This window comes from Ruminococcus hominis, from assembly GCF_014287355.1.
Classification (GTDB): Bacteria; Bacillota; Clostridia; order Lachnospirales; family Lachnospiraceae; genus Schaedlerella; species Schaedlerella hominis.
Window position 1 is genome coordinate 856,340 of the sequence record NZ_JACOPE010000001.1, and the last position, 25,629, is coordinate 881,968.

The following is a 25,629-nucleotide window of genomic DNA, read 5'->3' on the forward strand; positions in this document are numbered from 1 at the left end:
ATGGAGGCTCTTTAATGAAATCATTTATTCATGACGACTTCTTACTGACGAATGAGACAGCAAAGGAGCTTTATCACAATGCAGCAGAGACTATGCCGATCATTGATTTTCATAACCATCTGAGCCCAAAAGAAATCTATGAAGACCAGTGTTACGAGAATCTGACACAGGTATGGCTCGGTGGAGATCATTATAAATGGCGAGGGATGCGTGCCAATGGTGTACCAGAAAAATTAGTTACGGGAGATGGAGATCCTTATGAAAAGTTTCTTTCATGGGCAGAGACTGTGCAGAACAGTATAGGAAATCCACTATATCACTGGACACATTTGGAAATGAAAAGATATTTTAATATTGATGAAACACTTTCACCGGCTACAGCAGAGAAAATCTGGCAGATTGGAAAAGAACAGTTGCAAAGACCGGATCATTCCGTTAGAAATCTTCTTCGGATGCAGAATGTAGAAGTGCTTTGCACAACAGATGATCCGGCGGATGATCTGAAATATCATAAGCTTTTGGCACAGGACGAGACACTTGGATTTAAAGTGCTCCCGACATTTCGCCCGGGCTCTGTACTGGATATTGAAAATCCAGGATTTTCAAACTATATTACACATCTTGGGAAAGTTGCAAAAACTGATATTACAACACTACACGGACTGTTTGAGGCTCTTGAGAAAAGACTGGATTATTTCGTGGAAAATGGATGTCATGTAACGGATCATAGTCTGGAAAAGGATTTCTATCGTCCGGATACGACATTCGAGGAAGTATCATACATTTATACGAAGGCATTAGGCAATATTCCGCTCACAAATAATGAAGCAGCTGCATTTCGCGGTTTTGTTTTAAAGAATCTTGGTCAGATGTATGCAGAGCGATCTCTTGCAATGCAGCTTCATATTGGTGCGCTGCGGAATACTTCTACAAGATTATATGAAAAACTGGGTGCAGATATCGGATGTGACAGCCTGAATGATTTCAACTATGCACCGCAACTTGCAGGGCTGCTGGATTCTATGGATGTTACAGATAGTCTTCCGAGAACAATCCTGTATTATCTGAATCCGAAAGATGGTCCGATGCTTGCCGCTATGGCAGGAAATTATCAAAGCAATTCTGATGGAATCCGCGGAAAAGTACAGCTAGGAACAGCCTGGTGGTTCTGCGATCATAAGCGTGGTATGGAAGATCAGATGGATGCACTGGCAGATACCGGAATGATTGCAAACTTTATAGGAATGCTTACCGATTCCAGAAGCTTTCTGTCATTTCCAAGACATGAATACTTTCGGAGAATTCTATGCAACAAGATCGGTTCATGGGTAGAAAATGGTGAATATCCAAAAGATATGGAATATCTGAAACAGATGATTAAGAGAGTCTGCCATGATAATGCAGAAATGTATTTCCGATTTTAACTTATAAATGAAGCCGGCAGGATAAGTAATTCTGCCGGCTGTTGTATATAGATAGAGGAGATTATAGAAGATGGAGAATATTTATTTAAAAATTAAAGAAATAGGAATTATACCGGTTGTTGTTCTGGATCAGGCAGAAGATGCTGCTCCGCTTGCGAAAGCTTTGTGTGATGGTGGAATTCCATGTGCCGAAGTTACATTCAGAACACAAGCAGCAGAAGAGGCTATCCGTGAGATGTCGGAAAAATATCCTCAGATGCTTGTTGGTGCCGGAACTGTACTTACAACAGATCAGGTAAACAGAGCAGTTGAAGCGGGAGCAAAATTCATTGTCAGCCCGGGCTTAAATCCTACAGTCGTAGATTATTGTGTGAAACGAGGAATTCCGATCATTCCCGGATGTTCTACACCAAGTGATGTAGAAGTAGCTATGGAGTTTGGGCTTAGCGTTGTGAAATTTTTCCCGGCAGAACCGGCAGGTGGACTGAATTATATTAAAGCAATTTCAGCTCCGTATTCTAATATAAGATTCATGCCGACAGGTGGGATCAATCCAAAGAATGTAAGTAGTTATTTAGAGTGTCCGGCAATTCTTGCATGCGGCGGAAGCTGGATGGTGAAAAAGGATCTGATCTGTGAAGGAAAATATGATGAAATTGAAAAACTGGTCCGTGAAGCGGTAGAACTCGTTTCAGAGGCAAGGAAGAAATTAAAATAGGAGGAGAAATCATGGCAAAGGTTGTTACACTTGGAGAAATCATGTTGAGACTTTCTCCTCCCGGAAATCAGAGATTTGGACAGGCACAGTTATTTGATGTCTGTTATGGAGGTGCAGAGGCAAATGTCGCAGCATCACTTGCGCAATTTGGCCATCAGGCTGTATTTCTTTCCAAACTTCCAGATCATCCGCTTGGTGATGCTGCAATTGGACAGCTGCAGAAAGTCGGCGTAGATTGCTCACAGATTGCTCGAGGAGGAAAGCGTCTGGGAATTTATTTTCTTGAAAACGGAGCATCTGTCCGTCCGTCAAGCGTCATATATGACAGACAGGATTCTGCGATTACAGAGGCAAAGGCAGAAGAATTTAATTTTGAAAGCGTATTTAAAAATGCAGATTTATTTCATGTATCAGGAATCACCCCGGTCCTTAGTAAGGATACATCGTTACTTACACTAGAAGCTTTGAAAAAAGCAAAAAAGTATGGAGTTACGACATCTTTTGATTTGAATTACAGAGCGAGACTTTGGACAGAAGATATTGAAGGAAAGCAGAAATCTCTTGCAGAAATGATGAAGTATGTAGACATCTGTTTTGGAAATGCAAGAGATGCAGCAAAATGTCTCGGATATTCAGTTCCGGGAGTGGATCTGATTGACGGAGATTATAGTATCTGTGTAAATGAAGAAAATATGAAAAAAGTGTTGGAAAAATATCAGTTGAAGTGCCTGATCACGACATTGAGAAAAAGTATCAGTGCTTCTGATAATACATTATCAGCAGCAGTATGCAGCGAAGAAGGACTCTATACAGGAAGTTCGTATCCACTTCATATTGTTGACCGCGTAGGTGGAGGTGATTCCTTCGCAGCAGGATTTCTACATGGATATCTTTCTAAAATGAGTATTTCGGATGCACTGGAATTTGCCATTGCAGCATCTGCGATTAAACATACAATGCCGGGGGATATCAATTATACGACGGAAAAAGAAGTACTGGCACTTATGAACAGTGATGGAAGTGGAAGAGTGCAGAGATAGAGGGATACTGGTTCACAGGCAATATGTGAAATGAGGGGGATGTGATTTTATAAGCTCTATTCAATTTTTTATCGTATTCCGGTATTCTCCGGGGGTCATATCAAATGCTTTTTTAAAATGCTGAATAAAATTTGCTTCATTTGCAAATCCCACCATAATCCCGATTTTATAACAGGGAATTTCCGTAGACTGCAATAACATCTGTGCCTGAAGCAACCGCAGATGTATGAGATATTCTCTGGGAGAAAAGCCTGTATATTTCTTGAATTGCCTGCATAAATGATATTTACTGATTCCTGTAAAACCTGCCATGGCTTCTAACGTAATATCCTGCGCAAAATGATGTTCCAGGTAATTTTGAAGAAGACTGATCGTATCAGGTATTTCTTCAGTATTATGAAATTCTTTCAGGCATTCTAAAATATAAAAGAGCATTTTCTCCAATTCAAAAGAAATATAAAAATCACGATTGATCACCGGTTCGTTTTGCATTCTCAGAATCTTCTCTAATTGTGTTTGAAAAGATTTTTGCTGTGTGCAGTGAAATACAGGTGGTTTATTTGCAAAATTTTCGTTGTAAAAAAGCGCAGATTGACCTCCCCAAAAGTGCAGATCAGAATGGCACCAGTGATTGCCCATGGTTTTGTAGAATTGTGCTTCTCTGCAGTCGATGACAAAACCGTCTCCTTTTCGCAATGTATAACGCTGTCCCCTGTAAATCAGTTCCCCTATTCCCTCATAGGTATACAGTAGCAGAATGGATGGGTAATTACTGCGTTTCGTATAGTAAGAAGCTCCAGTGTCCATATAAGAAAAAGACTGTAGATACATTAAGTATTTTTGCTTTTCCAGGGACAGTGGATGCTGCAGAAGATAACGGGATTTTCCATCAATACAGAATGATGTGTCTTTTGCCGAAGGAAGATGGTACATTTTCACCATTTTCTGATAAGCTTCATCTTTCAGCACATCCTGATTTTCTCCATCTGTCTGATGAGTAAAGAAATAAATATGTTCAAACATATATGCTCCTCCTTTAAAACAGCAATTTTCAATAGTTATACAGCAATAAAATATCTAAAATCAATGTATAAATTATACTATAATGAAGCAAATAATAAAAGGAGGATGCTAAAATGTTAGTTAAAAATCTGAAAGTGCTTCACATGGAAAAACCTCTCGCTATCGATGTTGTGCCATATTTTTCCTGGATGATGGAAAGTGATATTCCGAATACCATGCAGGAGTCTTATCAGCTCACAATAAAGGATTCTGTGGGGAACTGCATATATGACTCGGGGGTTGTTGAAAGCAGTCGCAATGCCTATATTCCGTATAAAGGAGCAAAATTACAGAGTAAAATGAGGTATCTATGGACTGTGCATGTTTTGGATAATCACGGAAATACTGCGACTGCCACATCTTCTTTTGAGACAGGTTTCTTATCAGAAAGTGACTGGTCTGCAAAATGGGTGAAGGCTCCTGGAAAAAGAAAAAAAGGAAAGCCAGGATTTGGGAAACAACAGCCTGCCACTCTTTTCCGTAAACAATTTGCACTGAAAGATAAACCTGTGAAAGCCCGTCTGTATGCTACCTGTCATGGTGCTTATGAATTATATCTGAATGGAAGCCGGGCAGATTCCCGTCTTCTGGCTCCGGAACATACCGTTTATGAGAAATATCTGTGCTACCAGACTTATGATGTGACAGAGCAATTGACAGAAGGGTCGAATGCCATTGGCATGCATGTGGGGGATGGATGGTATTTATGTCCTCAGTCATTGCCCAATATGAAAAAAATGGACTATGCACATGCAGTACTCTTTCAGTTGGAAATTACTTACCCGGATGGTTCAATGGATATGATTATCTCTGATGAGGATGTGAAATGTTCCAACGGTCCCGTTCTGTCTGCAGATTTGTATGCAGGAGAATATTATGATGCGAATAAGCAGATAAAAAACTGGAATTGTGCAGACTTTATGGATTCCGGATGGATTTCCTGCATGGAAGCAAATTATGGATATGAGAGTCTGGTTTCTCAGATTGGAGAGCCCGTCATGATCGTGAATGAACTTCCTGTTTCCCGGCTGACGAAAAGTCCGAAAGGAGAATGGATTCTGGATTTTGGACAGAATATTGCAGGATTTGTCCGTATGAAGGTAAATGCTCCAAAGGGAACACAGATTACCTTAGAACATTGTGAGATACTGGACAAGCAGGGAAATTTCTTTAACAATATTCAGGGAGCCGGCGGCGTGGGAAAAGGCGTTGACCAGAAGGAGGTTTATGTCTGTGATGGAACTTCAGCCACTTATGAACCTCATTTTACATACCATGGTTTCCGCTATGTGCGTGTTACCGGAATTGAGCCGAAAGCAGAAGAGTTTACGGCATGTGTCGTATCAACAAAAAAGGAAAATCTCGGTACTTTTAAGACATCAGATGAACGTCTGAATCGTCTCTACGAAAATATCAGATGGTCTCAATGCGCTAATATGCTTTCTGTGCCGACAGACTGCCCACAGCGGGAAAAAGCAGGATGGACAGGAGATATGCTTGTTTATTCCAGAACAGCTCTTCTGAACGAAGACTGCACCGCTTTCTTTACTCGTTGGCTGTACAATATGGAATGTGATCAGGATGAGTATGGGATTATTCCCATGGTAGTTCCGCAGGATGGAAATTATCCTTCCATGGGCAAACTGATGAGTATGATGTACGGGGTAAAAGGTTCAGGAACTTCTTCCGGCTGGGGGGATGCTGCTGTGATTGTTCCGTATTCTATGTATGAGATTACAGGAAATACAGATATCCTGAGACAACAGTATTACTGTATGAGACGCTGGTGTGACTACATAATTCTTCAGGCAGCATCCAATAAACCCAAAGACAGTACCATTCCTGATGATATTGAGAAATATCTCTGGGATACCGGTTATCACTATGGAGAATGGTTGATTCCAAGTCAGAGCAAAAATGGTCTGGATATGAAAAACCTGAAAAATATTATGAGTATGAGTTCCTGCTACACTGCTCCGATTTTTGGATGGAATTCGGTTCATACCTTTGCGAAGATTGCTGAAATTCTTTCTGAAGAGACCGATGACAACATTTTATATTTGTCTGACATGAAAAAATATCAGGATATTGCGGACCACATGAAGGAAGCCATTCAAAAAGGTGTTATAAAAGAAGATGGTTCTATGCCTTCGAATCTGATGGGAGCATATGTACTCCCAATTTATTTCAATCTGGTTCCGGAAGAACATAAAGAGACTTTTGCTGGAAATCTTGTAAAGTCTATTGAGAATAACGATATGTGTATGGATACAGGATTTCTGACCACACCGTATCTGCTTGATGCACTATGCAAAATCGGACGAATAGATCTCGCTTATACGCTGCTGTGGCAGTCAAAAAAGCCTTCCTGGTTATACGAGGTAGATGCGGGCGGTACAACGATATGGGAAAACTGCAATGGCTATGATGATGACGGAAATCCCGGTAACTTAAGCTTTAATCACTATGCATTTGGTGCTGTTGCAGACTGGATCTTCCGTACAGTAGGAGGTATTGATACAAAGGGTGCCGGTTTTAAACACTTTCGTATTGCACCGAAGCTAGATGGAAAGATTAGTTCCAGCAGTAGAAGTTACAGAACGGAGCAGGGTACAGTAGTCTGTGAATGGAATATAACAAAATCTGAGAAGAAAAATATTTTTTCATTGCACACGGTAGTTCCATGTAATACAGTTGCAACTATCGAATTGCCGGATGGTACTGTTCATGATGTAGGAAGTGGAGAATATAGATATGAAGTCGAAATATCCTTATAGTAAAGAATTGAGAAAAACCATAAGTTTTAGCAATATAAATCTGGAAGAAAAAGTAAGAGACGGCAGTCTGGCAAAAGTTGCCGGTTTTTTCAGTAAGCAGGTCTCATCATATAAGAGCAAAATAGCAAAAGTCAGAAAAGATACCTGTCAATCTTTTGATCAAAAAAGTATTACTTTTTACGAGTTTACCCCGAAAAAAGAAGAGTCGCTGTATCCTGCTATGATTTATTATCATGGAGGAGGATTTATGTTTCCTATTCAGAAAGCTATGATGAATAATAGCTCCCTGTATGCAGAGAATACAGGCGTAAAAGTTTTTTTGCCTGAATACCGTCTGGCCCTTGACAGCCCATGTGACACGACATTGGAGGATTGTTATGCCATGCTGAAGTTTATATTCGAAAATGCAGAGAAACTTAAAGTAGACAAAAATCGTGTATTCCTGTATGGGGACAGTGCTGGTGGTTGTCTTGCTGCCGGTATTGCGCTGTTAAATCGTGACAGAAATCATTATCCGTTATGTGGTCAGATGCTTATTTATCCGGTATGTGACAATGAAAGAGGAAAATATGAATCGATGGAGAAGTATAAAGATGCTGCATGGAGTAAAAATTCCAATGAGCAAATGTGGCGTATTTATTTAAGCCGTGGTGTTGAAAAGGAAACCTATACCATTCCTATGAAAAATGAGTTACATGATTTGCCGCCTGCTTATATAGAACCACAGCAATTTGATACTTTACGGGATGAGGCAATTGCTTATGCCAATAAGTTAAAAAATGCCGGAGTAGACGTAGATTTAAATGTAATCTCAGGCTCTTATCATGGATTTGATGCAGATTTAAAGAGTCCTCTTGTAAAAAGAGTTTTTGAGAAACGATATGAAGTGATACGAAAGTTTATACAATAAAGTAAGAGCCATGGAGATTTTCTTCCATGGTCTTTACTTTATTCGATCAATGTAATTAATTTTGCAATCGGTTCAACTTCCTATACTTTGCCGGACTCATCCCATGGTATTCCTTGAATTTCTTGAAGAAATAGGTTTGATTACTAAAACTAAGCTGCTGGCAAATATCTGCAATCGGCATGGCGGTTGTGATGAGTAAATCGCACGCTTTCTGCATGCAGAATTTCATACCATAATCAAATAGCGAAAGCCCGGTGAATTTTTGAGTAATCTTATATAGATAATCTCCAGAATAGTGGAAATGTGTCTCTAATTCTTTGCGGCTCACACGACCATTATGCTGCACAAGAAATCTGGTAATAGAATCAAAAAGCTCCTGCTCGGCACTAGAGGTAAAGTGTAAGGGCGTATTGTGATAATGTTTATTATCAAAAAGCAAGCTGATAAGCTCGAGCATCATTGCATTTATGCGAAAGGTAGATCCCATAGAAGGTGACTGGATTTCCCATAATATTTTTTCAAATCGGTCATGAATGTTCTGATCAATCCACATGGGTGTTTCCAATGGAATAAAATCTATATAATTCTTATCTGAAAAATAATTCTTTTTATGATTGATATTAAGAAAATCATTGAATAGATTGGATTTGATATTTTCTTTTTTAGTGAAATATCGAGGGGCTTCCATCAACTGTAACAGGTATTCTTCAGAGAATTGTAAAAAGGCAATTCGATGATAACCGCCGTATTCTTCTTGATGAAAGACATTTTTATTCATAAGACAGCAGCTGCCTTGAGGATAGTAATGTCGAAGATTTTCTATATTCTGGTAAATATCACCGTCTATTACAAACATTAATTCGTAAAAGTCGTGACGGTGTAATGTGGACATACGAGATTGTATGTCCATTTCTTTTGCATTCAGTGTTACATACATATTTTGTATGGGGGATGATTGCATAATGATGAGTGCAGTCTCCGATGAATCAGGATGATGAGTTGAAAAGTATAGATTAAAAGGGCCATCCAGATGATGCTGCTCAGGTATGCTTTTAATTATTTCGTTAAATGGAAGCTGGTTTAATATCCCAGAAGACATTCCAAAATAATGGTTTTGTGACGTATTGGTATCTAAAATAGAAAACATAATACCTCCATTATTGAATATGTTGTAAAATATGAATTTATGCTTGATTATGACGTATCTTTTAAATTATACATCATTTATAATAAAACACAATAGGAAACATTGAAAATATATATTGTAACTTACAATTAAATGAAAAAACAGTTTGGAGGAGCAAATGAAAATTAGAGACTTTAATAGAGACTGGGAATTTCACAGCGACAAAAGTGCTGAGGTGCAGATCGTAAATCTTCCTCATGATGCCATGATTATGGAAAACAGGGATAAATCAAATCCATCGGGTGGAGCATGTGCCTATTTCGATGGAGGAAAATATTCATATAAGAAGAAATTCAACCATGATGAAGAAAATAAGAATGTGATTATGTACTGTGAGGGCATCTATCAGAACTCAAAAATTCTATTAAATGGTGAAATGATAGATGAGAGACCATATGGATATGCAGCATATTACATATCACTTAGCGAGCATCTTCATTCTGGAGAAAATGAAATTGAAATAATTGCGGATAACGCAGATACACCGAATACCAGATATTATTCTGGTGCCGGAATATATAGGAATATAAGCCTTTTTACAGCAGGAGAATCGTATATTTTACCGGATGGCGTCAGAATTTCCACAATCAATAATGATAGTGTACATATTAAAACAGAAATGCATGGAACAGGTAGTGTACATGTATTGGTATATGAAGATGACGTAGTAGTAGCTGAGGGAGATGGTAATGATGTAACCTTGAAAATTCCTAATGCAAAAACATGGGATGAGGAGAGCCCTTTTCTTTATTCATGCAAGGTAGAGTTAATTGAATCAGGAAAGTTATTGGACTCTGTAATGAAGCGATTTGGAATTCGAACGCTTGCATGGAATGGTAATGGATTCTTTGTAAATGGTAAAAATACTTTACTCCGTGGAGCATGCGTTCACCATGATAACGGTATTCTTGGAGCATGCAGTTTCAGGGATGCAGAGTATCGCCGTGCCAAAATACTGAAAGAAGCTGGATTTAATGCCATTCGAAGCTCTCATAACCCGATTTCTTCACATTTGCTCGAGGCGTGTGACGAGCTTGGAATATATGTAATGGACGAGACTTGGGATTACTGGCTCGTGCATAAGAACCCATATGATCAGGCAAATGAGAACTTCCTGAAATGGTGGAAGCAGGACGTGGAATCTATGATCCAGACGGATTATAATCATCCATCAGTGATTATGTATTCAATCGGAAACGAAATTTCTGAACTCGGTACAGTTAAAGGACAGGAGCTTTGTAATGAAATTGCAAATTATGTCAGAGAGTTCGATGAAACCAGACCTGTTACCTGTGGGGTGAACTTGCTTCTTGCAGGAATGGCTAAAAAAGGTAAAGGTCTTTATTCTGATAGCGATAATAAGAATGGCAGTCAGAGCATGGATTCTATGCCGACTAGTGCTTTTTACAATGTGCTTATGAATAAAATGGGAGGACTGATTGACAAAATGGCTTCGTCAAAAGCTGCGGATAGTGTTTGTGATTCACTTTCTCCAATATTAGATATTGCTGGATATAATTATGCTACTTCCAGATATCAGAAGGAGAGCAAGACAAGACCGGATAAATGCTTTGTGGGTTCAGAAACATTGCCTAAAACACTGTATGGTAACTGGAAATTAGTGAAATCTATCCCTAATTTAATAGGTGATTTTATGTGGACTGGATGGGATTACTTAGGAGAGACAGGTCTCGGAACTATACGTTATGTACATAAGAAAACAAAGGAAAATGCATATAAGGGACTTCCGATTATCTCTGGAAGCGGTGTAATTGATATCTGCGGAACTCCACAGGCTGAAGTAGCATGGAATAAAATTATTTGGGGATTACAAGATGAACCAGCAATCGGAGTTGACCCGATGCAGTTCCCTGAGTATACCAGAGCAATGTCTATGTGGCGCAATACAGATTGCGTTGAAAGTTGGTCATGGGAAGACTGTGACGGAAACAAGACCAACATAACTATATATGCTTCTGGAGTCAGTGCTGAACTAATTTTAAATGGAAGAAGTCTTGGTAAAAAGAAAGTAAAGGAAGGAAAGGCAATATTCAAAAATGTGAAATACATTCCTGGAAAAATCGAAGCAGTTAATTTGGATGCAACCGGTAAGGAAATTGGCAGAACAGCGTTGCAGTCAGCTACTGGAAACACAACTCTAAAATTAGAGGCTGATAAAATGCAGCTTAGGCCAAATGGGCAGGATCTTTGCTTTATCGAGTTGAGCTTAGTAGGAGAAAATGGAATCTTAAAAATGAATGCAGATACAGAAATAAATGTACGGATATCCGGAGCAGGAACTCTTCAGGGATTTGGCTCAGCTGTACCTAATACAGAGAACAGTTTCATTTCAGGTATCTACACAACATATCGCGGTAGAGCATTAATAGCTGTACGAACTGGTTATGAAGAAGGAGAAATTCATGTTTCAGTAAGTGCAGATGGAATATCGGAGCAGACAATAAGTATTCAGGTAAAAGGAGAAGAATAATGGCTAAATGGTTAACTGTATGGGCGCAGGCTCAAGAGGGTGCGCAGAGACAGATTATGGTCAGAATCTTATGCGAAAGATGATGAGGACGAGAAGAAGCCATTTTGAAACAGTTAGAAGAAAAAGAACCATTGCCGGATAAAGAGAAAGATCAGATTGCCTGGGTAAGAGCTGCTAATCAACACAAAGCAATTGCAGAAGAGATTATTCTCAAGGAATTGATTTATGTTTAAATGAAGGTGATGAGGTCGTGGATTGCGACCTCATTATTGTATGAAAAATAGCAGTAGGCAGAATGAGAAAAATAGGGTAAAATGGGAACATGGATTTTGGGAACTCATAAGAAATGATTGTGCGGTAAAGTAACTTGAAATGCCAGTTTGGCATTTCAAGTTATAGAGGAGATGGAATGGCGGATCAGAAAGTAAGAGAAATGGAACCAGTGGAAACACAAATAGTTGAAATCATGCCACCGGACGTTGAAAATCTGATTTATGTAGTAAGAAACAAACAAGTCATGGTGGATAGTGATCTGGCAATGCTTTATCAGGTAGAAACGGGAGCGTTAAACAGAGCCGTTAAAAGAAATATTGCCAGATTTCCAGAAGATTTTCGATTTCAGCTTACAAAAGATGAATATGAAAACTTGAAATGCCAATTTGGCACCTCAAATGGCAGTGGAACAGAAAATGGTTATGGTGGCAGACGTACATTACCGTATGTATTTACAGAGCAGGGAATATCCATGCTTGCAAGTGTATTGCATAGCGAGGTGGCAATTAATGTAAGTATAGGTATTATGCGTGCATTTGTAGAAATGCGACGGTTTATAGCCAACAATGCACTTTTGTTTGAAAGGATTAGTAACGTTGAGCTAAAACAACTGGAATATCAGAAAAAGACAGATGAAAAACTGGAGCAGATTTTTGAGTACATATCAGATCATGAGGAGTCTAATCAAAAGATATTTTTTGATGGTCAGATATATGATGCATTCAGCTTATTGATAGGACTGATTCAGAAAGCAGAAATGGAAATTGTTCTGGTAGATGGATATGTGGATGTAGGAACATTAAATATTTTGTCAAAGAAGAAAGAAAATGTGGCGGTGACAGTTTATACACAGCAACGGACAAAATTATCTCAAACAGATGTAGATAACTTTAATGTACAGTATCCTAAACTGGATGTGAAGTACACAAGAGCATTTCATGATCGTTTTTTAATTCTTGATAAAACGAAAGCATATCATGTGGGTGCGTCTTTGAAGGATGCAGGTAAAAAATGTTTTGGTATTAATCTGATTGAAGATGCAGGTATTGTAAGAGATATTTTACAGAGATTGGAATTGGAAACAGAAGAATAGAAAAGTAAGTTATGCAGAAAGGCGTGAGTCATAAGAATATGGCTTGCGTCTTTTTCTGTCTGGAAAGGAAGTGGGGAGCATGGCACAGATTTTTCGTGTAGAGAGAACTAAGAATTTTACGGTAATGAGTAATCACCATTTCAAGAATAAGAATCTGACATTGAAAGCGAAAGGTCTATTATCGCTGATGTTAAGTTTGCCAGATGACTGGAATTACAATATGCAAGGACTGGCAACATTGAGCAGAGATGGGATTGATTCTGTTCGTTCTGCAATTAAGGAATTAGAGCATCATGGATATGTGGAACGTCATAGATTGCGTAATGAATATGGTTTTTATGGCGATACCGAATATATTATCCGGGAAGTTCCATTAGGAGAAGAAAATGATTAAGTGGAGCAGAGAAGTGCCTAAGGGTGGATAGTCCAATTTTGGACAATCAGGTCATAGGAAATTTCTATCTCCGGACATCAGAAAATAGGAAAACCAGATATGGTAAATCCCATACTGGACAAACCGTTGCTATTAATAATCCATGTTATTAAATATGAATTATTAAAGAACTAGTAAATAAAATATCTATCTTATCAATTCACGTAAGTATTAATAGGATTGGATAAGAAAAGAAAGAATGAGGTATGATTATGAGAATGATGAAAAATAACGATAATGAAACAATTGTGGTGATTGGGATTGATCATGGGTATGGAAACATGAAAACAGCCACCAGATGCTTTCCATCCGGTGTAGCCAGATATGACAAGGAGCCAATCTTCCAGAATAATCTTCTTGTTTACAATGGTATGTATTACCAGATCGGAGAGGAACACAAGGAGTTCTGTGCAGAGAAACGCAGGACGAGGACTATTATGTGCTGACACTGGCGGCTATCGCAAGAGAACTTGATGGGAAAGAAATGAATCAAGCAAAGGTACACATTGCAGCCGGACTTCCGCTTACCTGGGTAGGACGCTGTCCTGCACCTGTATAAGGGAGCGTTGCACTCTCTTATAAATCTCCTGCCAATATACACCAAAACGCTGTGTCTGTTAATAAAGAATGAAAAATTAGGCAAAGAAAGGAGACAAAAGCCTATGAGAAAACGAAATCATACAGTAACCATACGAATGAATAAAGCAGAGTACGATCTGCTTCAAAGCAAGGTAAAAGAATCCGGGCAAACCCAGCAGGCAGTGGTACTCCATGCGATAGCAGATTTAAAAATTGCATCCGCAGAGGAAGTAGAAGAATTGAAAAAGTTGAATCTGATGCTTGCAGAGATACTCAGCCAGCTTCGTGGTGCTGCCACGAATATCAACCAGATTGCACGGACAATAAATGCTGGTGGCTTTATACCAAGAGAAGATATTTTGCATCATCTTAATCAGAATATCCTCAACTACCGGAAGGAGAGTGAAAAGATATGGCAGTCAATAAGACAGTTAATAAGCGGACAAATTCTCATGGAGCAATGAGAAACTGTATCGAATATGTATTGCGTCAGGATAAGACGAATGAACAGCTTGCCTATGTGACAGGTCCTTATCCACATGAGGAGATTAACTATAATCTGGTGTATCGCACATTTTTGGAAGAAAAGAAATTATGGAATAAAGACTCCGGAAGGATGTACGCCCATAACATTATTTCCTGGCATAAAGATGAGAAGATTACACCGGAGCAGGCATTTGAATTTGGAAAAGAGTTTGCAGAAAATTGGTTCAGTGGATTCCAGACCTTAGTGGCTGTGCATAAGGATAAAACCATATCCACTGCCATCTGGTTACAAATTCTGTGAGTTATGAAGATGGGAGAAAACTGCATAACACCAAAAAGGATCTGGAACGTATGAAACAGCTTACTAATCAGATGTGCCGAGAACGTGGACTGACAGTTGTCGAGAAAGGAAAGCACTTTGATGGAAGCCAGATTGAAAAAGGGGAAGTCATTGCATGGAGCAAAGATAAATATAACCTGTTCCGTCAACAGGTAAAGGACAGTTTTGTAGCGGACTGTGCAATGGCGGTATTAAAGGCACTGGAAAATTGTATCAATAAAGAAAAGTTTATAGAAAAAATGAAGCAGTTTGGATGGAACGTGAACTGGACGGAAAAGCGAAAGCACATCACATTTCAGAATCAGGATGGAAAGAAAGTGCGTGACAGCAATTTGTCTAAAACCTTTCATCTGGACATCAGTAAGGAGGCATTGGAATATGAATTTAATGGAAATTACGAAAGGACACGAGCCGAAGCAGAACGAACAAACGGATCAGACGAAGAATTCGCTGGATACTACCGACAAGTGGAAGCAGCTTGCGAAGGAGCAGGCAGAAACGCTGGAGAAAGTGTCGGCAGAGAGGGACGAGTTGCAGGTGAGAAATCAGAAGATGAACGAGTTTATTCAGGAATTTCAGGAAAGGACACACAAGTTGAAAATGGAAAAACAGCAGTTGTTCTTCGAGAATCACGAAATGCAAGAAGAAATGCAGAAGTCGAACGCCGAAATTCAGCAGATGACAGTAGAACTGTCCGAAATGCGGAAACTCAATCAGTCCTTACAGCAGAGCAACGACGACTTGAGGAACAGAAACGGATTGATGAGCAGGAGCGAGCAAGAGCAGCTCGAAGAAGAAATAAAAGACGTTCGGGACCGGAACTCTAAGTTGCAGATACAGGTGAACTAGTCATCGGTGGAAGCGTTTGAACAGGCACAGCGGAAACAGGAAGAAGCAGAAAAACAGGCAAGGCAGGCAGAGTATCAGACTGAAAGGGTAAGAAAACGGGCAGATGTGGAGATACAAAGAGCCAGGAGAAAAGCAAAATCAGAAGTTGAGGATATGAAAGAAATGCAGTTTTTCTGGGATTGGGGATATCTTTGTGTCATTTTCTTTTCACTTATTCAGAATGGAGCATTTCAAAGAGATATATTGCAGCTAATCATGTTGCCAGTTAATTGGTGCAGAGAGTATGTGATATGGTTTGAACAGCTGGATTATATGGGATATCCTTCAGGAGAAGTCACATTTGAACGAATAGTTTCAATGGTTGCGATTATGGCAGGAATTGTCGGATGTGTAATTCTTGTATGGGGTGGAATTGAGCAGTATAGAAAGATATGGGATGATATTTATAAAATGGTTTTGATATCTAGTATTTCCTTTAGTGCAGTGCTGGGAAATATGGTGCGAGAGTATCTATCGTTAAATTTGATTTTTTTGATTTTCCTTATAAATATGGGGGCTATTTTTCTAAGAATGTATTTGAGTAAAAAGAAAAATAAATTTATCTTATAAAAAATTTATTTTTGAATCAGAAGTTACGTGAAAGACTGGCTGGAAGAACGAGGATATTATTAAGAAAAACACAGGGAGATTTCCGAATCTTCCTGTGCTTAAAAAGACAGGAGAAAAGTAAGAAAGGGAATTGAAACGACAATAGTGTTGGTATGTGCAGGTGGTATTGCGTTTACAGTAATCGGGATTTTACTGGTTCCTGATATGCTGCGAATGGATTAGGAAGAATATTTTACATTATCCCACTTTCCGGCTGAATATAAAAAACATTAGGCTATCTTGGGAGTCATTCAGGGAAAAATGAGGATAAGATACAAGCTACCGGTCTGACACCTGTATTTTCAGATGGAACTACATATTTTAAAGAAGCTAATATGGTATTCATCTGCCGGAAGCTGTATCAGGCATCACTTCTGGAAAAAGGATACATTGATAAAAAAATGAATAATTCAGGTTAAATTTTATTGACAGTGAAAAAATAACATATTATAATTAGTTGAGCAGTTGTTCAACTAAAGCATAAGGAGGAAGATAATGGCAGATTCTCAATTCACTTGTAATTGTGACGTTATCCATGAAGACATCGTAAATGATGTAAAAAAGAAGATGCAGTCTAAAGAGGAATATATAGAACTTGCTTCACTTTTTAAATTATTTGGGGATGGTACCAGGGTGCAGATTCTTCATGCATTAGAACAAAGCGAGATGTGCGTCTGTGATCTGGCAGTATTGCTTGGAGTTACGAAATCCGCAGTATCGCACCAGCTTAAGGCACTACGTCTGGCTAAGTTAGTAAAATATCGTAAGGAAGCTCAGATTGCGTATTATTCTTTGGCAGATGAGCATGTTAAGGAAATTATTGATAAAGGCTTTGAACATTTAAGAGATTAAAATTTTTACCTTTTAAGTTGAGTGATTGAGCAACTAAACATATACAATGGAGGTTAGAATGGAACGAATATTTTTACTGAAGGGACTTGATTGTCCCAATTGTTCGGCAAAGATTGAAAAAGAAGTTGGCGATTTAGAGAATGTGAATTCATCATCTGTCAATCTGATGAAACAGACTCTTACAATACAAACTGAAACATTCGACAATTCAATCGTTGAGCAGATTGAGACGATTGTACACAGCCATGAACCGGATGTTGAAGTATCAGAACAAAAGGCAGATACATCTGTTGCTCCAGATAAGAAAGAGAAAACACCGGTATATAGTGATGATGATAAAAAGCTTACAATACGTCTGATCTCAGGTGCAGTCATCTATGCGGTTGGAATGGGATTGACCTTATTTGGACATGTATCGCTTCCTGTAGAACTTGGTGTATTGATTGTTGCATATATTATTCTTGGCTGGGATGTCGTATGGCAGGCAGTAAAAAATATTACCAGAGGACAGATTTTTGATGAGCATTTCCTGATGAGTTTATCTACAATATGTGCATTTGCAATCGGGGAGTATCCAGAAGCTGTAGCAGTTATGCTCTTTTATCAGGTTGGTGAGTTTTTCCAGTCACTTGCTGTAAAGCGTTCCAGAAAATCAATTTCTGATCTTATGGACATCAGACCGGATTCGGCTACAGTCAGAAGAAATGGCGAACTGGTAGTAGTAGCAGCGGAAACTGTTTCGATTGGCGAACTGATTGTTGTAAAACCGGGAGAAAAGATTCCTTTGGATGGAATTGTTACAGAGGGTGAGTCAATGCTTGATACAAGAGCACTTACCGGTGAATCTGTTCCAAGAAGCATCCGTAAGGGAGAAGAAGCACTGTCAGGATGTGTCAATCAGAGCGGTGTTCTTACAATTAAAGTTACAAAGAGTTTTGGAGAATCAACAGTTACAAAGATTATAGATCTGGTTGAAAATGCTTCTTCCAGAAAAGCACCTACGGAGAACTTTATCACAACATTTGCACGTTATTATACACCGATTGTTGTTGGCATGGCTGCTATTCTTGCTATTATTCCGCCTGTCATTCTTGGTGGTGGATGGTCAGAATGGCTTCGCAGAGGTTTTGTATTCTTAATCGTTTCATGCCCTTGTGCATTGGTTATTTCCATCCCTCTGACCTTCTTTGGTGGAATTGGTGCGGCATCAAAGAGAGGTGTGCTTGTAAAGGGAAGCAATTATCTAGAAGCACTGAATAAGGTAAGCGTCGTCGTGTTTGATAAAACTGGAACCCTGACAAAAGGTGTGTTTAAGGTTGTTAATATCACAGTAGAATTCGGCTTTACAAAAGAGCAGGTTCTTGAATATGCTGCACAGGCAGAAAGCTATTCAAACCATCCGATAGCAAAATCCATACAGGAGGCTTTCGGCAAAACAATTGATCAGTCTGTTCTTTCCGGTTATGAAGAAATATCAGGACATGGAATTCGTGTATTGATTGGTGGTAAAAGAGTACTTGCAGGAAACAGCAAACTTATGGATTCTGAGAAAGTATCTTATGCAGCCTGCCAGTCAGCCGGAACAAAGGTTTATATTGCTGTTGATGGCAGATATGCCGGATGTATCGTAATAGCCGATGAAGTGAAAGATGACAGTCAGAATGCGATTGCCAGTCTGAAGAAAATCGGTGTTGAGAAAACAGTTATGCTTACCGGTGATGATGAAAAGATTGGAAAGGCTGTGGCAGAGCAGCTCGGACTGGATGAATATTATGCACAGTTACTTCCAGATCAGAAAGTTGAAAAACTGGAGTATCTGGATCAGCATAAGACAAAAGGAAGCAAACTTGCATTTGTAGGAGATGGTATCAATGATGCACCTGTTCTTGCAAGAGCCGATGTAGGAATTGCGATGGGTGGACTTGGTTCAGATGCTGCGATTGAAGCTGCAGATGTTGTTCTGATGACAGATGAACCATCAAAGCTTGTGGATGCGATTGATGTTGCAAAAGCAACGAAAAGAATTGTTATGCAGAATATTATCATTGCACTCGGAATCAAGAGTGTGTTCCTTATACTGGGTGCATTAGGCATAGCAGGCATGTGGGAAGCTGTATTTGGTGATGTTGGTGTTACGATTATAGCAGTATTGAATGCCATGAGGATTTTGAAAAAATAAAGGAGAAAAGTGCAGTGAAGCGTAGACTTATTTTACTGGTGGTGGTAATTGCTTTGATTGCAGGGTTTGGTGCATTACTGCACTCCCCTCCATCCATTATAGATGCTGTTACAGGTGCAACACCAAAGGCAAAGAAAGCAGCCCAAAGCTCGGCACAGCTTGAGGGCAGTTATATTTTCTGTATGAATCCGTTGCTTGATAAACTGTCAGATGAGGATATAAGAGAGCAATTAAAAGCATTTGTAACAGGAAAGACGGATAGCATTCGTACAGATACAGAATTATCATTTGATATTTATGTTTCGGAAACAGATTATGCGCTTATAAGATATGCCGATTCCTTATGCGAAAGGCTTAATGATGCAGGTGCTGATGTGCAGATAAAACAATACAGCGGTACAATGCTGCGTTCAAGGGCAGTCAGTGGGAAATATGAAGCATTCCTTTCTGAAAGTGATCTGGTCAGCACAGACGCTCTTGAAAATGCTGACTATATCATACTGGACAGTGCAGAAATGAGGTGAGCGGAAGAATGAGAAAAATAAATACAATACTTTCCGTATTACTGCTCGTGATTTTTATGCTGCATGGTCTTATGGGAAGTTTTATGCTTCTTGGAATTGGAAGCAGTGCCGGGAAAATACTTGCATGGGTTGGAGTGGCTGTTCTTGCAGCACATACTGTGATTGGAGTCATACTTACCATAAATACTTTGAAAATTTCTAAAAATGCAGGTAACAGCTACTTAAAACAAAATGCAGTATTCTGGGCAAGGAGAGCCAGCGGACTTGCAATACTTATTCTGATGTTTTTCCATATAGGATTATTTGGCGGAGTACAGGACGGGATCTATATTTTGTTTCCGTTTACAACAGTAAAACTCATTACGCAGCTGTTACTGGTTGCAGCACTTTTTATTCATCTTTTTATAAATATCCGTCCACTGCTTGTATCGCTTGGAATCATAAGCTATAAGGAGAGAAGAGGAGACATTTATCTGATATTGTCGGTTCTGCTGCTGTTTAGTGCAGGGGCAGTTATCATTTACTATATAGGATGGCATACATTATGAAAAAGAATATGATTATTGTCGGAGCAGGGCTTGCCGGTCTGTCGGCAGCTTTGCAGGCAGTAAAAGAAGGATGCAGTGTAAAGTTAATCTCTTCTCTGCCTTCTGAGAGAGCACAGTCAGTTATGGCAGAGGGCGGTATCAACGCCGCACTTAATACCAAGGGAGAAGATGACAGTACACAGGAACATTACGAAGATACGATAAAAGCCGGATGCAATCTGGCAGATCCAAACGCAGTCTGGAATATGACACAGGCGGCACCGGAAGTGGTAAAGTGGCTTCACAGCATCGGAGTGCAGTTTAATACATGTGGTTATGATGAACTGGATCTGAGAAATTTCGGGGGACAGAAAAAGAAACGGACAGCGTTTGCAAAGAGTGATACCGGAAAACAGATCATGACAGCTATGATAGATGCAGTACGGCGATTAGAAGTGCAGGGACAGATAGAGCGTTTTGAACATCACTCTTTCCGTACTTTACTGATGACAGCGAACATATGTCATGGATGTGTTGTCTGCGATAACTATACAGGTGAGATAAAAATGCTATATGCGGATGCAGTTATCGTGGCTTCCGGTGGTATGCATGGACTGTTTGGAAATACGACAGGTTCCTTAGCAAATACCGGTGAAGTAAGTGCCAGCCTGTTTTCGGCAGGTGTTCCTATGGCTAATCTTGAGATGATCCAGTATCATCCGACAACAGTTGAGATTGGCGGAAAGAAAATGCTGATCAGCGAAGCTGCCAGAGGAGAAGGTGGTCGCCTTTTCACATACAGGGATGGAAACCGATGGTATTTTATGGAAGAAAAATATCCGGAACTTGGCAATCTGATGCCAAGAGACATCACTGCAAGAGAAATATGGAAAATAAGTAAGGAAAGTCCTGTTTATCTGGATATGACAGAGATACCTAAAGATGTGACAGACAGGAAACTTGCGGGGCTGGTATCGGATTGTCAGATTTATCTTCATAAGGATATCAGAAAAGAGCCGGTACAGGTTGTGCCGGGTATCCATTATTTTATGGGTGGTATTTACGTGGACGAGAAGCATCGTACACCTGTCAGAAATCTATATGCTGCCGGAGAGTGCTGTGCACAGTATCATGGAGCAAATCGTCTTGGTGGTAATTCTTTGCTTGGAGCAATCTATGGTGGCAGAATTGCAGCACAGACTGCCTGCGAGGATGCAATGACAGCTAAGGATATGCTGGTAACAGAGACGCAAGAGCTGGCAGATTTGTGTGAATCCATCAGCCAGCCTGATAAGAAGAAAATAAATAAAATCATGCTAAATACACTTGGAGTTGTAAGAAATCGGAAACGCATGGAAGAAGAACTGGAGAAGCTATGCCAAATAAAAGGCTCACTTTCACTGCTGGGACAGGCTGCAATCATGAGTGCCATCGAAAGAACAGAGAGCAGAGGTGCACACTACAGAGAAGACTATCCGAAGAAAAATGATGATTTTGCAAGAACAACCATTGCAAGCTATAATGGACAAAAGATACAGATACATTTTGAAGAAATTCCGGAAAGGCGGCAGTAAAAATGAGATATACCATTCGTATAAAGCGTCAGGAAAATAAAGAAGCAAAGCCTTTCTGGCAGGAATTTGAAATAGAAGCAGAGGGTGAGCTTTCCATTGCAGCTATGCTGAATGAACTGAATGCAAGACAGAAACTTACTGATAAATCAGGCAAAGAAGCTGAACCGATTTCATGGGAATGCGGCTGTATGGTGAAAAAATGCGGGGCATGTGCGATGCGAATCAATGGTCTGCCAGAACTTGCCTGTTCTACATTTTTGCAATCTCTAAAGGGAAAAGTAATTGTACTGGAACCTTTGAGTAAATTTCCGGTAGTAAAAGATCTGATCGTCGACAGGTCAGTTGTTTTTGAAAATCTTAAGAAGATCAACCTGTGGCTTGAAAGCGATGCATATATGACAGAGTATACTCATGAGATACGCTATCAATCAGCAAGATGTCTTATGTGTGGATGTTGTCTTGAGGTCTGTCCGAATTTTGATTTTGGGAAAGACTTCGCAGGTGCCATTGCTCCGGTAAACGCATACAGGATACTGAATGAGGAGCAGGATACTTCACACCATGAACAAATAGCAGAGAAATATAGGAAACATTATTTTGAAGGATGTGGGAAATCACTATCATGCCAGAATATATGTCCGGCAGGGATTCCGGTGGAGGAGCTTATGGTAAGGTCAAATGCAGCCGCTGTGTGGAAGAAATGATTAAAAAGAGCTGGAAGTTTTTCTAGCTTAATCTTCTACATGGAAGACATGCTCTATCATACAAAATTATAGTAGAGAAAAAGAGATATCAGTATATTACTGGCATCTCTTTTTTATTTCGAGTGTACGGTGAGTACAGATAAATTATGATTTTTTCCAATGCTTTTGGGGTTCATATTTTCCACAGTCATCACAGGTTTGTGGCCAGTTGATTTTCCACTCAAAATATTCATCTCTGGTAATCACGCCAGATTTCAGTTCTTCTTTTCTAAGAGTCCATTCTTTCAAAAAATCATTGAGAACCCCATAATTAAACCACATGCCAACAGGTGGATGGACTGGCCAGTCGTCAGAGTCATGATAGCGGACGGCGGTATCTTCACTGGAATTGCATTTTTCACCGGGATAAGTCTCTAATTGAAATAGTTTAATCATACCGGGATTAAATTCATCAATCCAAAAAAGTGTTTCCATTAATTCTTCGGCATTCATTATAGTTGGTTCATACAGAGCAATTGGGTTCACATCGAGAATTTTAGCCATTTCAGTAACCAGATCTTTACGGGGAACCCGGTAGTTGGTTTCGTATTGAGCAAGGCGATTTGCACCTTTATCGCCCCAGCCGAGAGCTGCACCGAGTTCTGCCTGTGTCATATTCCGGAATGTCCGGATTTTTTTTATTTTATCACCAATCGTCATATCAGATTTCCTGCTTTCTATTTGATAATTCCATTTTACTATCAAAATCTCAAAATGTAAACAGAAACATTCGCATTTGAGCGAATAAAAAAACTTGACATTAACATTAAAGCGAAATATAATGACAGTATAATCAATATTCGCATAAAAGCGAATGGACAAGGCTGAGATGAAAAAAATCAAATTTTTTATGAAAAATATGACCTTATCGCCTCTGCCACGTGTGATTAGTAGAAAAAGGTTTTGAATAGGAATTCAAGAGCTTTTCCGCACCTTGAAAATTGAATGAGCTGTATAGGTGCCCTTAGAGGATTAAAGGACAACACAGAGTTCCACCGCTATACCAGAGAGTAGTATGTGGAAATCGAAGATACTCCGGCAACGGCTGGTATGCTTGAAAAGAAGCTGGCAGCATTCAGAAAAGTTCTGATAGAGGTCAAATGTAACGTTGACACCGCCTGTACGAATGGAAGCCAACACGCCGAACAGAAAAAGATTCATCATTAGGTAAAACCAGAAACAACAGGAGAAGGTACTGACAACGGGCATGAAACCGCTGTCTGGGAGGTGATGCAAAAGAATACGGAGGAAAGGAGGTATGTGCATCATGAGAAAGACAACAGAGTATAACACTGAAAATCGTCTGACTGTGGACATTGAAGGCTTAATGGCAATGTTATCCTGTGGTGCTGTCACAGCAAGAAAAATTGCAGATTGTGCAGAAGCAAAGATCATTGTTGGCAGACGTGTTCTCTATAACGTAGATAAGATAAAAAAATATCTTGATGCAATGGCAGTGTAATGGATGAGAACAGGAGAAAACAACGAATTTCCTTCGGAATGAGAGTGCAAAGAAAAATTAGTGTTTTTCAAGAATTTACCCTTGGAAATCCTAAAATATTATGTTAATCTGTGAACAGATATCAGACAGATTATGACTGATACGAACAGGACAAAAATCATTCCGAATAACAAACAACGAATGTGAAAGGAATGATTAGTATGGCAAGAAAAGACAATAAAGGCAGAAATTTAAAAACTGGAGAAAGTCAGCGTCCAGACGGACGTTATATGTATCGTTACAAAGATGAGCTTACCGGAAAGCGTGTTACAATCTATGACATGGATCTGGCAAGTCTGCGTGAGCAGGAAAAGAAAATCAATAAAGATATTGACGATCAGCTTATTACGGACACATCTGTAAAGAAATTGACGGTAAATGGATTATTTAAGCGATATATGGCGACAAAGAATATCCGGGAAAAAACGAAAAAGGACTACTGGCGAACATGGAATTATCGGATAAAGAATACTCTTGGAAACATCCGTGTAGTTGATTTTAAGACATCTCATGTACGGACATTTTTTTCAGGACTTTCGGATGAGGATTTGGCACACAGCACGATTAAAAGTATGTATGCTTTATTAAACCCAGCATTTAATATGGCTGTGGAGGATGGGATTATCCGTAAAAATCCGGTAACAGGAACTCTTGGCGATTATGGTGCTGCTGCAAAGGAGAAAGAGGCATTAACGCTGGAACAACAAGAGAAGCTTCTGAAATTTGTGGAGAACAGTAAGGTGTATAAGCCGCATTTGCAAATGATGCAGATTATGTTTGGAGCCGGCCTGAGAATAAGTGAAACAATCGGATTGACCTGGTCAGATGTGGATATGAAAAACCGGGAAATTCATGTGAATGGACAGCTTGTTTATTATGAGGGAGAAGAAGGTTATTGTTTCCATGATTCGGAGACAAAAACGGATGCTGGAATCAGAACAATTCCTATGACTCAGACCGTATATGATGCGTTTCGTAAGCAGAAGGAATTAAATTTGATGTTGGGATTGCAGAGTAATGTAGAGATTGGTAAACGCAGTGGTTTTATTTTTAACACAAAACATGGGCGTCCGATTATGCCAGCAGGTGTGAATAGTTTTCTGAAGAATATCGTTAATGCCTATAATAAGAGAGAAACAATATTGGCGGAAAATGAGAACAGGGAGCCAGAACTGATGCCTCATATATCTGCACACATTCTTCGTCACACAGGATGTACCAGATTGGGTGAGAATAATGTTAATCCGAAAGTTATGCAATATGTAATGGGACATTCTGATGCGAAGATCACTATGAATATCTACAATCATATCGCTGAAATGGCTCATGTAGAAAATGAGATGTCAAAAATGAATCTGCCGGAAACTGTACCTGCTGTGGTGTAAATGTAAGTCGATGGTGTAATTTGGTGTAAATAAAG

General features: G+C 39.4%; 24 protein-coding genes and 1 pseudogene. 22 read left to right on the plus strand and 3 right to left on the minus strand.

Annotated elements, in window-relative coordinates; all coding sequences use genetic code 11:
- The first annotated feature begins 14 nt into the window (after positions 1–14).
- From uxaC to H8S40_RS03730, 3 genes are all read left to right on the plus strand, one after another.
- Positions 15–1,424, plus strand: a complete 1,410-nt coding sequence (uxaC, locus tag H8S40_RS03720; RefSeq protein ID WP_186864585.1) for a glucuronate isomerase — start codon at positions 15–17, stop codon at positions 1,422–1,424.
- Positions 1,425–1,494: 70 nt separating this feature from the next.
- Positions 1,495–2,142: a bifunctional 4-hydroxy-2-oxoglutarate aldolase/2-dehydro-3-deoxy-phosphogluconate aldolase gene (locus H8S40_RS03725; protein WP_186864586.1), complete on the plus strand. Its 648-nt coding sequence runs from the start codon at positions 1,495–1,497 to the stop codon at positions 2,140–2,142.
- An 11-nt stretch (positions 2,143–2,153) separates the two neighbouring features.
- Positions 2,154–3,182 (plus strand): sugar kinase, encoded by a 1,029-nt coding sequence (locus H8S40_RS03730; protein WP_186864587.1) that lies wholly within the window; start codon positions 2,154–2,156, stop codon positions 3,180–3,182.
- A 60-nt stretch (positions 3,183–3,242) separates the two neighbouring features.
- Here the strand turns inward: H8S40_RS03730 and H8S40_RS03735 are convergent, their stop codons facing one another.
- On the minus strand, positions 3,243–4,205 hold the full coding sequence (locus H8S40_RS03735) for an AraC family transcriptional regulator (protein ID WP_186864588.1): 963 nt from the start codon (positions 4,203–4,205) through the stop codon (positions 3,243–3,245).
- Between the two features lie 113 nt (positions 4,206–4,318).
- On the opposite strand from H8S40_RS03735, the gene H8S40_RS03740 reads away from it, so the two are divergent.
- Positions 4,319–7,021 (plus strand): alpha-L-rhamnosidase, encoded by a 2,703-nt coding sequence (locus H8S40_RS03740; RefSeq protein ID WP_186864589.1) that lies wholly within the window; start codon positions 4,319–4,321, stop codon positions 7,019–7,021.
- Positions 6,999–7,931: an alpha/beta hydrolase gene (locus tag H8S40_RS03745; RefSeq protein ID WP_118688728.1), complete on the plus strand. Its 933-nt coding sequence runs from the start codon at positions 6,999–7,001 to the stop codon at positions 7,929–7,931. The genes H8S40_RS03740 and H8S40_RS03745 overlap by 23 nt, the downstream gene beginning before the upstream one ends.
- Before the next feature lie 55 nt (positions 7,932–7,986).
- Here the strand turns inward: H8S40_RS03745 and H8S40_RS03750 are convergent, their stop codons facing one another.
- Complete coding sequence (locus tag H8S40_RS03750) at positions 7,987–9,078, minus strand: helix-turn-helix transcriptional regulator (RefSeq protein WP_117991485.1); 1,092 nt, start codon at positions 9,076–9,078, stop codon at positions 7,987–7,989.
- Positions 9,079–9,235: 157 nt separating this feature from the next.
- Here H8S40_RS03750 and H8S40_RS03755 point away from each other — a divergent pair, with 157 nt between their 5' ends.
- The 15 genes and pseudogenes from H8S40_RS03755 to H8S40_RS03820 all read left to right on the plus strand — a co-directional run bounded on the left by H8S40_RS03755 (position 9,236) and on the right by H8S40_RS03820 (position 22,669).
- Positions 9,236–11,608, plus strand: a complete 2,373-nt coding sequence (locus H8S40_RS03755) for a glycoside hydrolase family 2 TIM barrel-domain containing protein (protein ID WP_186864590.1) — start codon at positions 9,236–9,238, stop codon at positions 11,606–11,608.
- A gap of 101 nt (positions 11,609–11,709) precedes the next feature.
- On the plus strand, positions 11,710–11,841 hold the full coding sequence (locus tag H8S40_RS03760) for a TnpV protein (protein ID WP_494545939.1): 132 nt from the start codon (positions 11,710–11,712) through the stop codon (positions 11,839–11,841).
- A 176-nt stretch (positions 11,842–12,017) separates the two neighbouring features.
- Positions 12,018–12,974, plus strand: coding sequence for an ORF6N domain-containing protein (locus tag H8S40_RS03765; RefSeq protein ID WP_186864591.1), 957 nt, complete (start codon positions 12,018–12,020; stop codon positions 12,972–12,974).
- Between the two features lie 79 nt (positions 12,975–13,053).
- Positions 13,054–13,368 (plus strand): helix-turn-helix domain-containing protein, encoded by a 315-nt coding sequence (locus H8S40_RS03770; protein WP_019162573.1) that lies wholly within the window; start codon positions 13,054–13,056, stop codon positions 13,366–13,368.
- Positions 13,369–13,619: 251 nt separating this feature from the next.
- Positions 13,620–13,853, plus strand: coding sequence for a hypothetical protein (locus H8S40_RS03775; RefSeq protein ID WP_436286247.1), 234 nt, complete (start codon positions 13,620–13,622; stop codon positions 13,851–13,853).
- 216 nt (positions 13,854–14,069) lie between these two features.
- Positions 14,070–14,450, plus strand: coding sequence for a plasmid mobilization protein (locus H8S40_RS03780; protein ID WP_118738334.1), 381 nt, complete (start codon positions 14,070–14,072; stop codon positions 14,448–14,450).
- A pseudogene (locus H8S40_RS16515) lies at positions 14,447–14,805 on the plus strand (relaxase/mobilization nuclease domain-containing protein); the annotation flags it as partial. The gene H8S40_RS03780 and the pseudogene H8S40_RS16515, both read left to right, overlap by 4 nt.
- A gap of 18 nt (positions 14,806–14,823) precedes the next feature.
- Positions 14,824–15,639, plus strand: a complete 816-nt coding sequence (locus tag H8S40_RS03785; RefSeq protein ID WP_436286271.1) for a relaxase family protein — start codon at positions 14,824–14,826, stop codon at positions 15,637–15,639.
- A 28-nt stretch (positions 15,640–15,667) separates the two neighbouring features.
- Entirely contained in the window at positions 15,668–16,270 is a 603-nt protein-coding gene (locus H8S40_RS03790) for a DUF6040 family protein (protein WP_186864592.1), read from the plus strand.
- A 534-nt stretch (positions 16,271–16,804) separates the two neighbouring features.
- Positions 16,805–17,161 carry an ArsR/SmtB family transcription factor gene (locus H8S40_RS03795; RefSeq protein WP_004841340.1) on the plus strand — a complete coding sequence of 119 codons (357 nt, stop codon included), beginning with the start codon at positions 16,805–16,807 and terminating at the stop codon, positions 17,159–17,161.
- Positions 17,162–17,219: 58 nt separating this feature from the next.
- On the plus strand, positions 17,220–19,340 hold the full coding sequence (locus H8S40_RS03800; protein ID WP_186864593.1) for a heavy metal translocating P-type ATPase: 2,121 nt from the start codon (positions 17,220–17,222) through the stop codon (positions 19,338–19,340).
- A 14-nt stretch (positions 19,341–19,354) separates the two neighbouring features.
- Entirely contained in the window at positions 19,355–19,864 is a 510-nt protein-coding gene (locus H8S40_RS03805; protein WP_004841343.1) for a DUF6921 family protein, read from the plus strand.
- A gap of 8 nt (positions 19,865–19,872) precedes the next feature.
- Positions 19,873–20,412, plus strand: a complete 540-nt coding sequence (locus H8S40_RS03810; protein ID WP_004841344.1) for a hypothetical protein — start codon at positions 19,873–19,875, stop codon at positions 20,410–20,412.
- Positions 20,409–21,965: an FAD-binding protein gene (locus H8S40_RS03815; protein WP_009246016.1), complete on the plus strand. Its 1,557-nt coding sequence runs from the start codon at positions 20,409–20,411 to the stop codon at positions 21,963–21,965. The genes H8S40_RS03810 and H8S40_RS03815 overlap by 4 nt, the downstream gene beginning before the upstream one ends.
- A gap of 2 nt (positions 21,966–21,967) precedes the next feature.
- Complete coding sequence (locus tag H8S40_RS03820) at positions 21,968–22,669, plus strand: succinate dehydrogenase/fumarate reductase iron-sulfur subunit (protein WP_004841347.1); 702 nt, start codon at positions 21,968–21,970, stop codon at positions 22,667–22,669.
- A 144-nt stretch (positions 22,670–22,813) separates the two neighbouring features.
- Here the strand turns inward: H8S40_RS03820 and H8S40_RS03825 are convergent, their stop codons facing one another.
- Positions 22,814–23,368, minus strand: coding sequence for a helix-turn-helix domain-containing protein (locus tag H8S40_RS03825; protein WP_004841349.1), 555 nt, complete (start codon positions 23,366–23,368; stop codon positions 22,814–22,816).
- 607 nt (positions 23,369–23,975) lie between these two features.
- Between H8S40_RS03825 and H8S40_RS03830 the strand changes: the two genes are divergently transcribed.
- Both H8S40_RS03830 and H8S40_RS03835 read left to right on the plus strand, forming a co-directional pair.
- A complete protein-coding gene (locus H8S40_RS03830; RefSeq protein ID WP_004841353.1) occupies positions 23,976–24,170 on the plus strand; it encodes a hypothetical protein in 195 nt (64 codons plus the stop codon).
- Positions 24,171–24,370: 200 nt separating this feature from the next.
- Positions 24,371–25,594: a tyrosine-type recombinase/integrase gene (locus H8S40_RS03835; protein ID WP_186864594.1), complete on the plus strand. Its 1,224-nt coding sequence runs from the start codon at positions 24,371–24,373 to the stop codon at positions 25,592–25,594.
- Positions 25,595–25,629: the final 35 nt, after the last annotated feature.

Coding starts and splice junctions, on each gene's coding strand:
- H8S40_RS03825 (WP_004841349.1), bottom strand. CDS start 23,368: ATGACGATTGGTGATAAAATAAAAAAAATCCGGACATTCCGGAATATG.
- H8S40_RS03785 (WP_436286271.1), top strand. CDS start 14,824: ATGAAACAGCTTACTAATCAGATGTGCCGAGAACGTGGACTGACAGTT.
- H8S40_RS03775 (WP_436286247.1), top strand. CDS start 13,620: ATGAGAATGATGAAAAATAACGATAATGAAACAATTGTGGTGATTGGG.
- H8S40_RS03735 (WP_186864588.1), bottom strand. CDS start 4,205: ATGTTTGAACATATTTATTTCTTTACTCATCAGACAGATGGAGAAAAT.
- H8S40_RS03800 (WP_186864593.1), top strand. CDS start 17,220: ATGGAACGAATATTTTTACTGAAGGGACTTGATTGTCCCAATTGTTCG.
- H8S40_RS03725 (WP_186864586.1), top strand. CDS start 1,495: ATGGAGAATATTTATTTAAAAATTAAAGAAATAGGAATTATACCGGTT.
- H8S40_RS03740 (WP_186864589.1), top strand. CDS start 4,319: ATGTTAGTTAAAAATCTGAAAGTGCTTCACATGGAAAAACCTCTCGCT.
- H8S40_RS03810 (WP_004841344.1), top strand. CDS start 19,873: ATGAGAAAAATAAATACAATACTTTCCGTATTACTGCTCGTGATTTTT.
- uxaC (WP_186864585.1), top strand. CDS start 15: ATGAAATCATTTATTCATGACGACTTCTTACTGACGAATGAGACAGCA.
- H8S40_RS03780 (WP_118738334.1), top strand. CDS start 14,070: ATGAGAAAACGAAATCATACAGTAACCATACGAATGAATAAAGCAGAG.
- H8S40_RS03765 (WP_186864591.1), top strand. CDS start 12,018: ATGGCGGATCAGAAAGTAAGAGAAATGGAACCAGTGGAAACACAAATA.
- H8S40_RS03835 (WP_186864594.1), top strand. CDS start 24,371: ATGGCAAGAAAAGACAATAAAGGCAGAAATTTAAAAACTGGAGAAAGT.
- H8S40_RS03795 (WP_004841340.1), top strand. CDS start 16,805: ATGGCAGATTCTCAATTCACTTGTAATTGTGACGTTATCCATGAAGAC.
- H8S40_RS03750 (WP_117991485.1), bottom strand. CDS start 9,078: ATGTTTTCTATTTTAGATACCAATACGTCACAAAACCATTATTTTGGA.
- H8S40_RS03755 (WP_186864590.1), top strand. CDS start 9,236: ATGAAAATTAGAGACTTTAATAGAGACTGGGAATTTCACAGCGACAAA.
- H8S40_RS03815 (WP_009246016.1), top strand. CDS start 20,409: ATGAAAAAGAATATGATTATTGTCGGAGCAGGGCTTGCCGGTCTGTCG.
- H8S40_RS03820 (WP_004841347.1), top strand. CDS start 21,968: ATGAGATATACCATTCGTATAAAGCGTCAGGAAAATAAAGAAGCAAAG.
- H8S40_RS03770 (WP_019162573.1), top strand. CDS start 13,054: ATGGCACAGATTTTTCGTGTAGAGAGAACTAAGAATTTTACGGTAATG.
- H8S40_RS03730 (WP_186864587.1), top strand. CDS start 2,154: ATGGCAAAGGTTGTTACACTTGGAGAAATCATGTTGAGACTTTCTCCT.
- H8S40_RS03830 (WP_004841353.1), top strand. CDS start 23,976: ATGAGAAAGACAACAGAGTATAACACTGAAAATCGTCTGACTGTGGAC.
- H8S40_RS03745 (WP_118688728.1), top strand. CDS start 6,999: ATGAAGTCGAAATATCCTTATAGTAAAGAATTGAGAAAAACCATAAGT.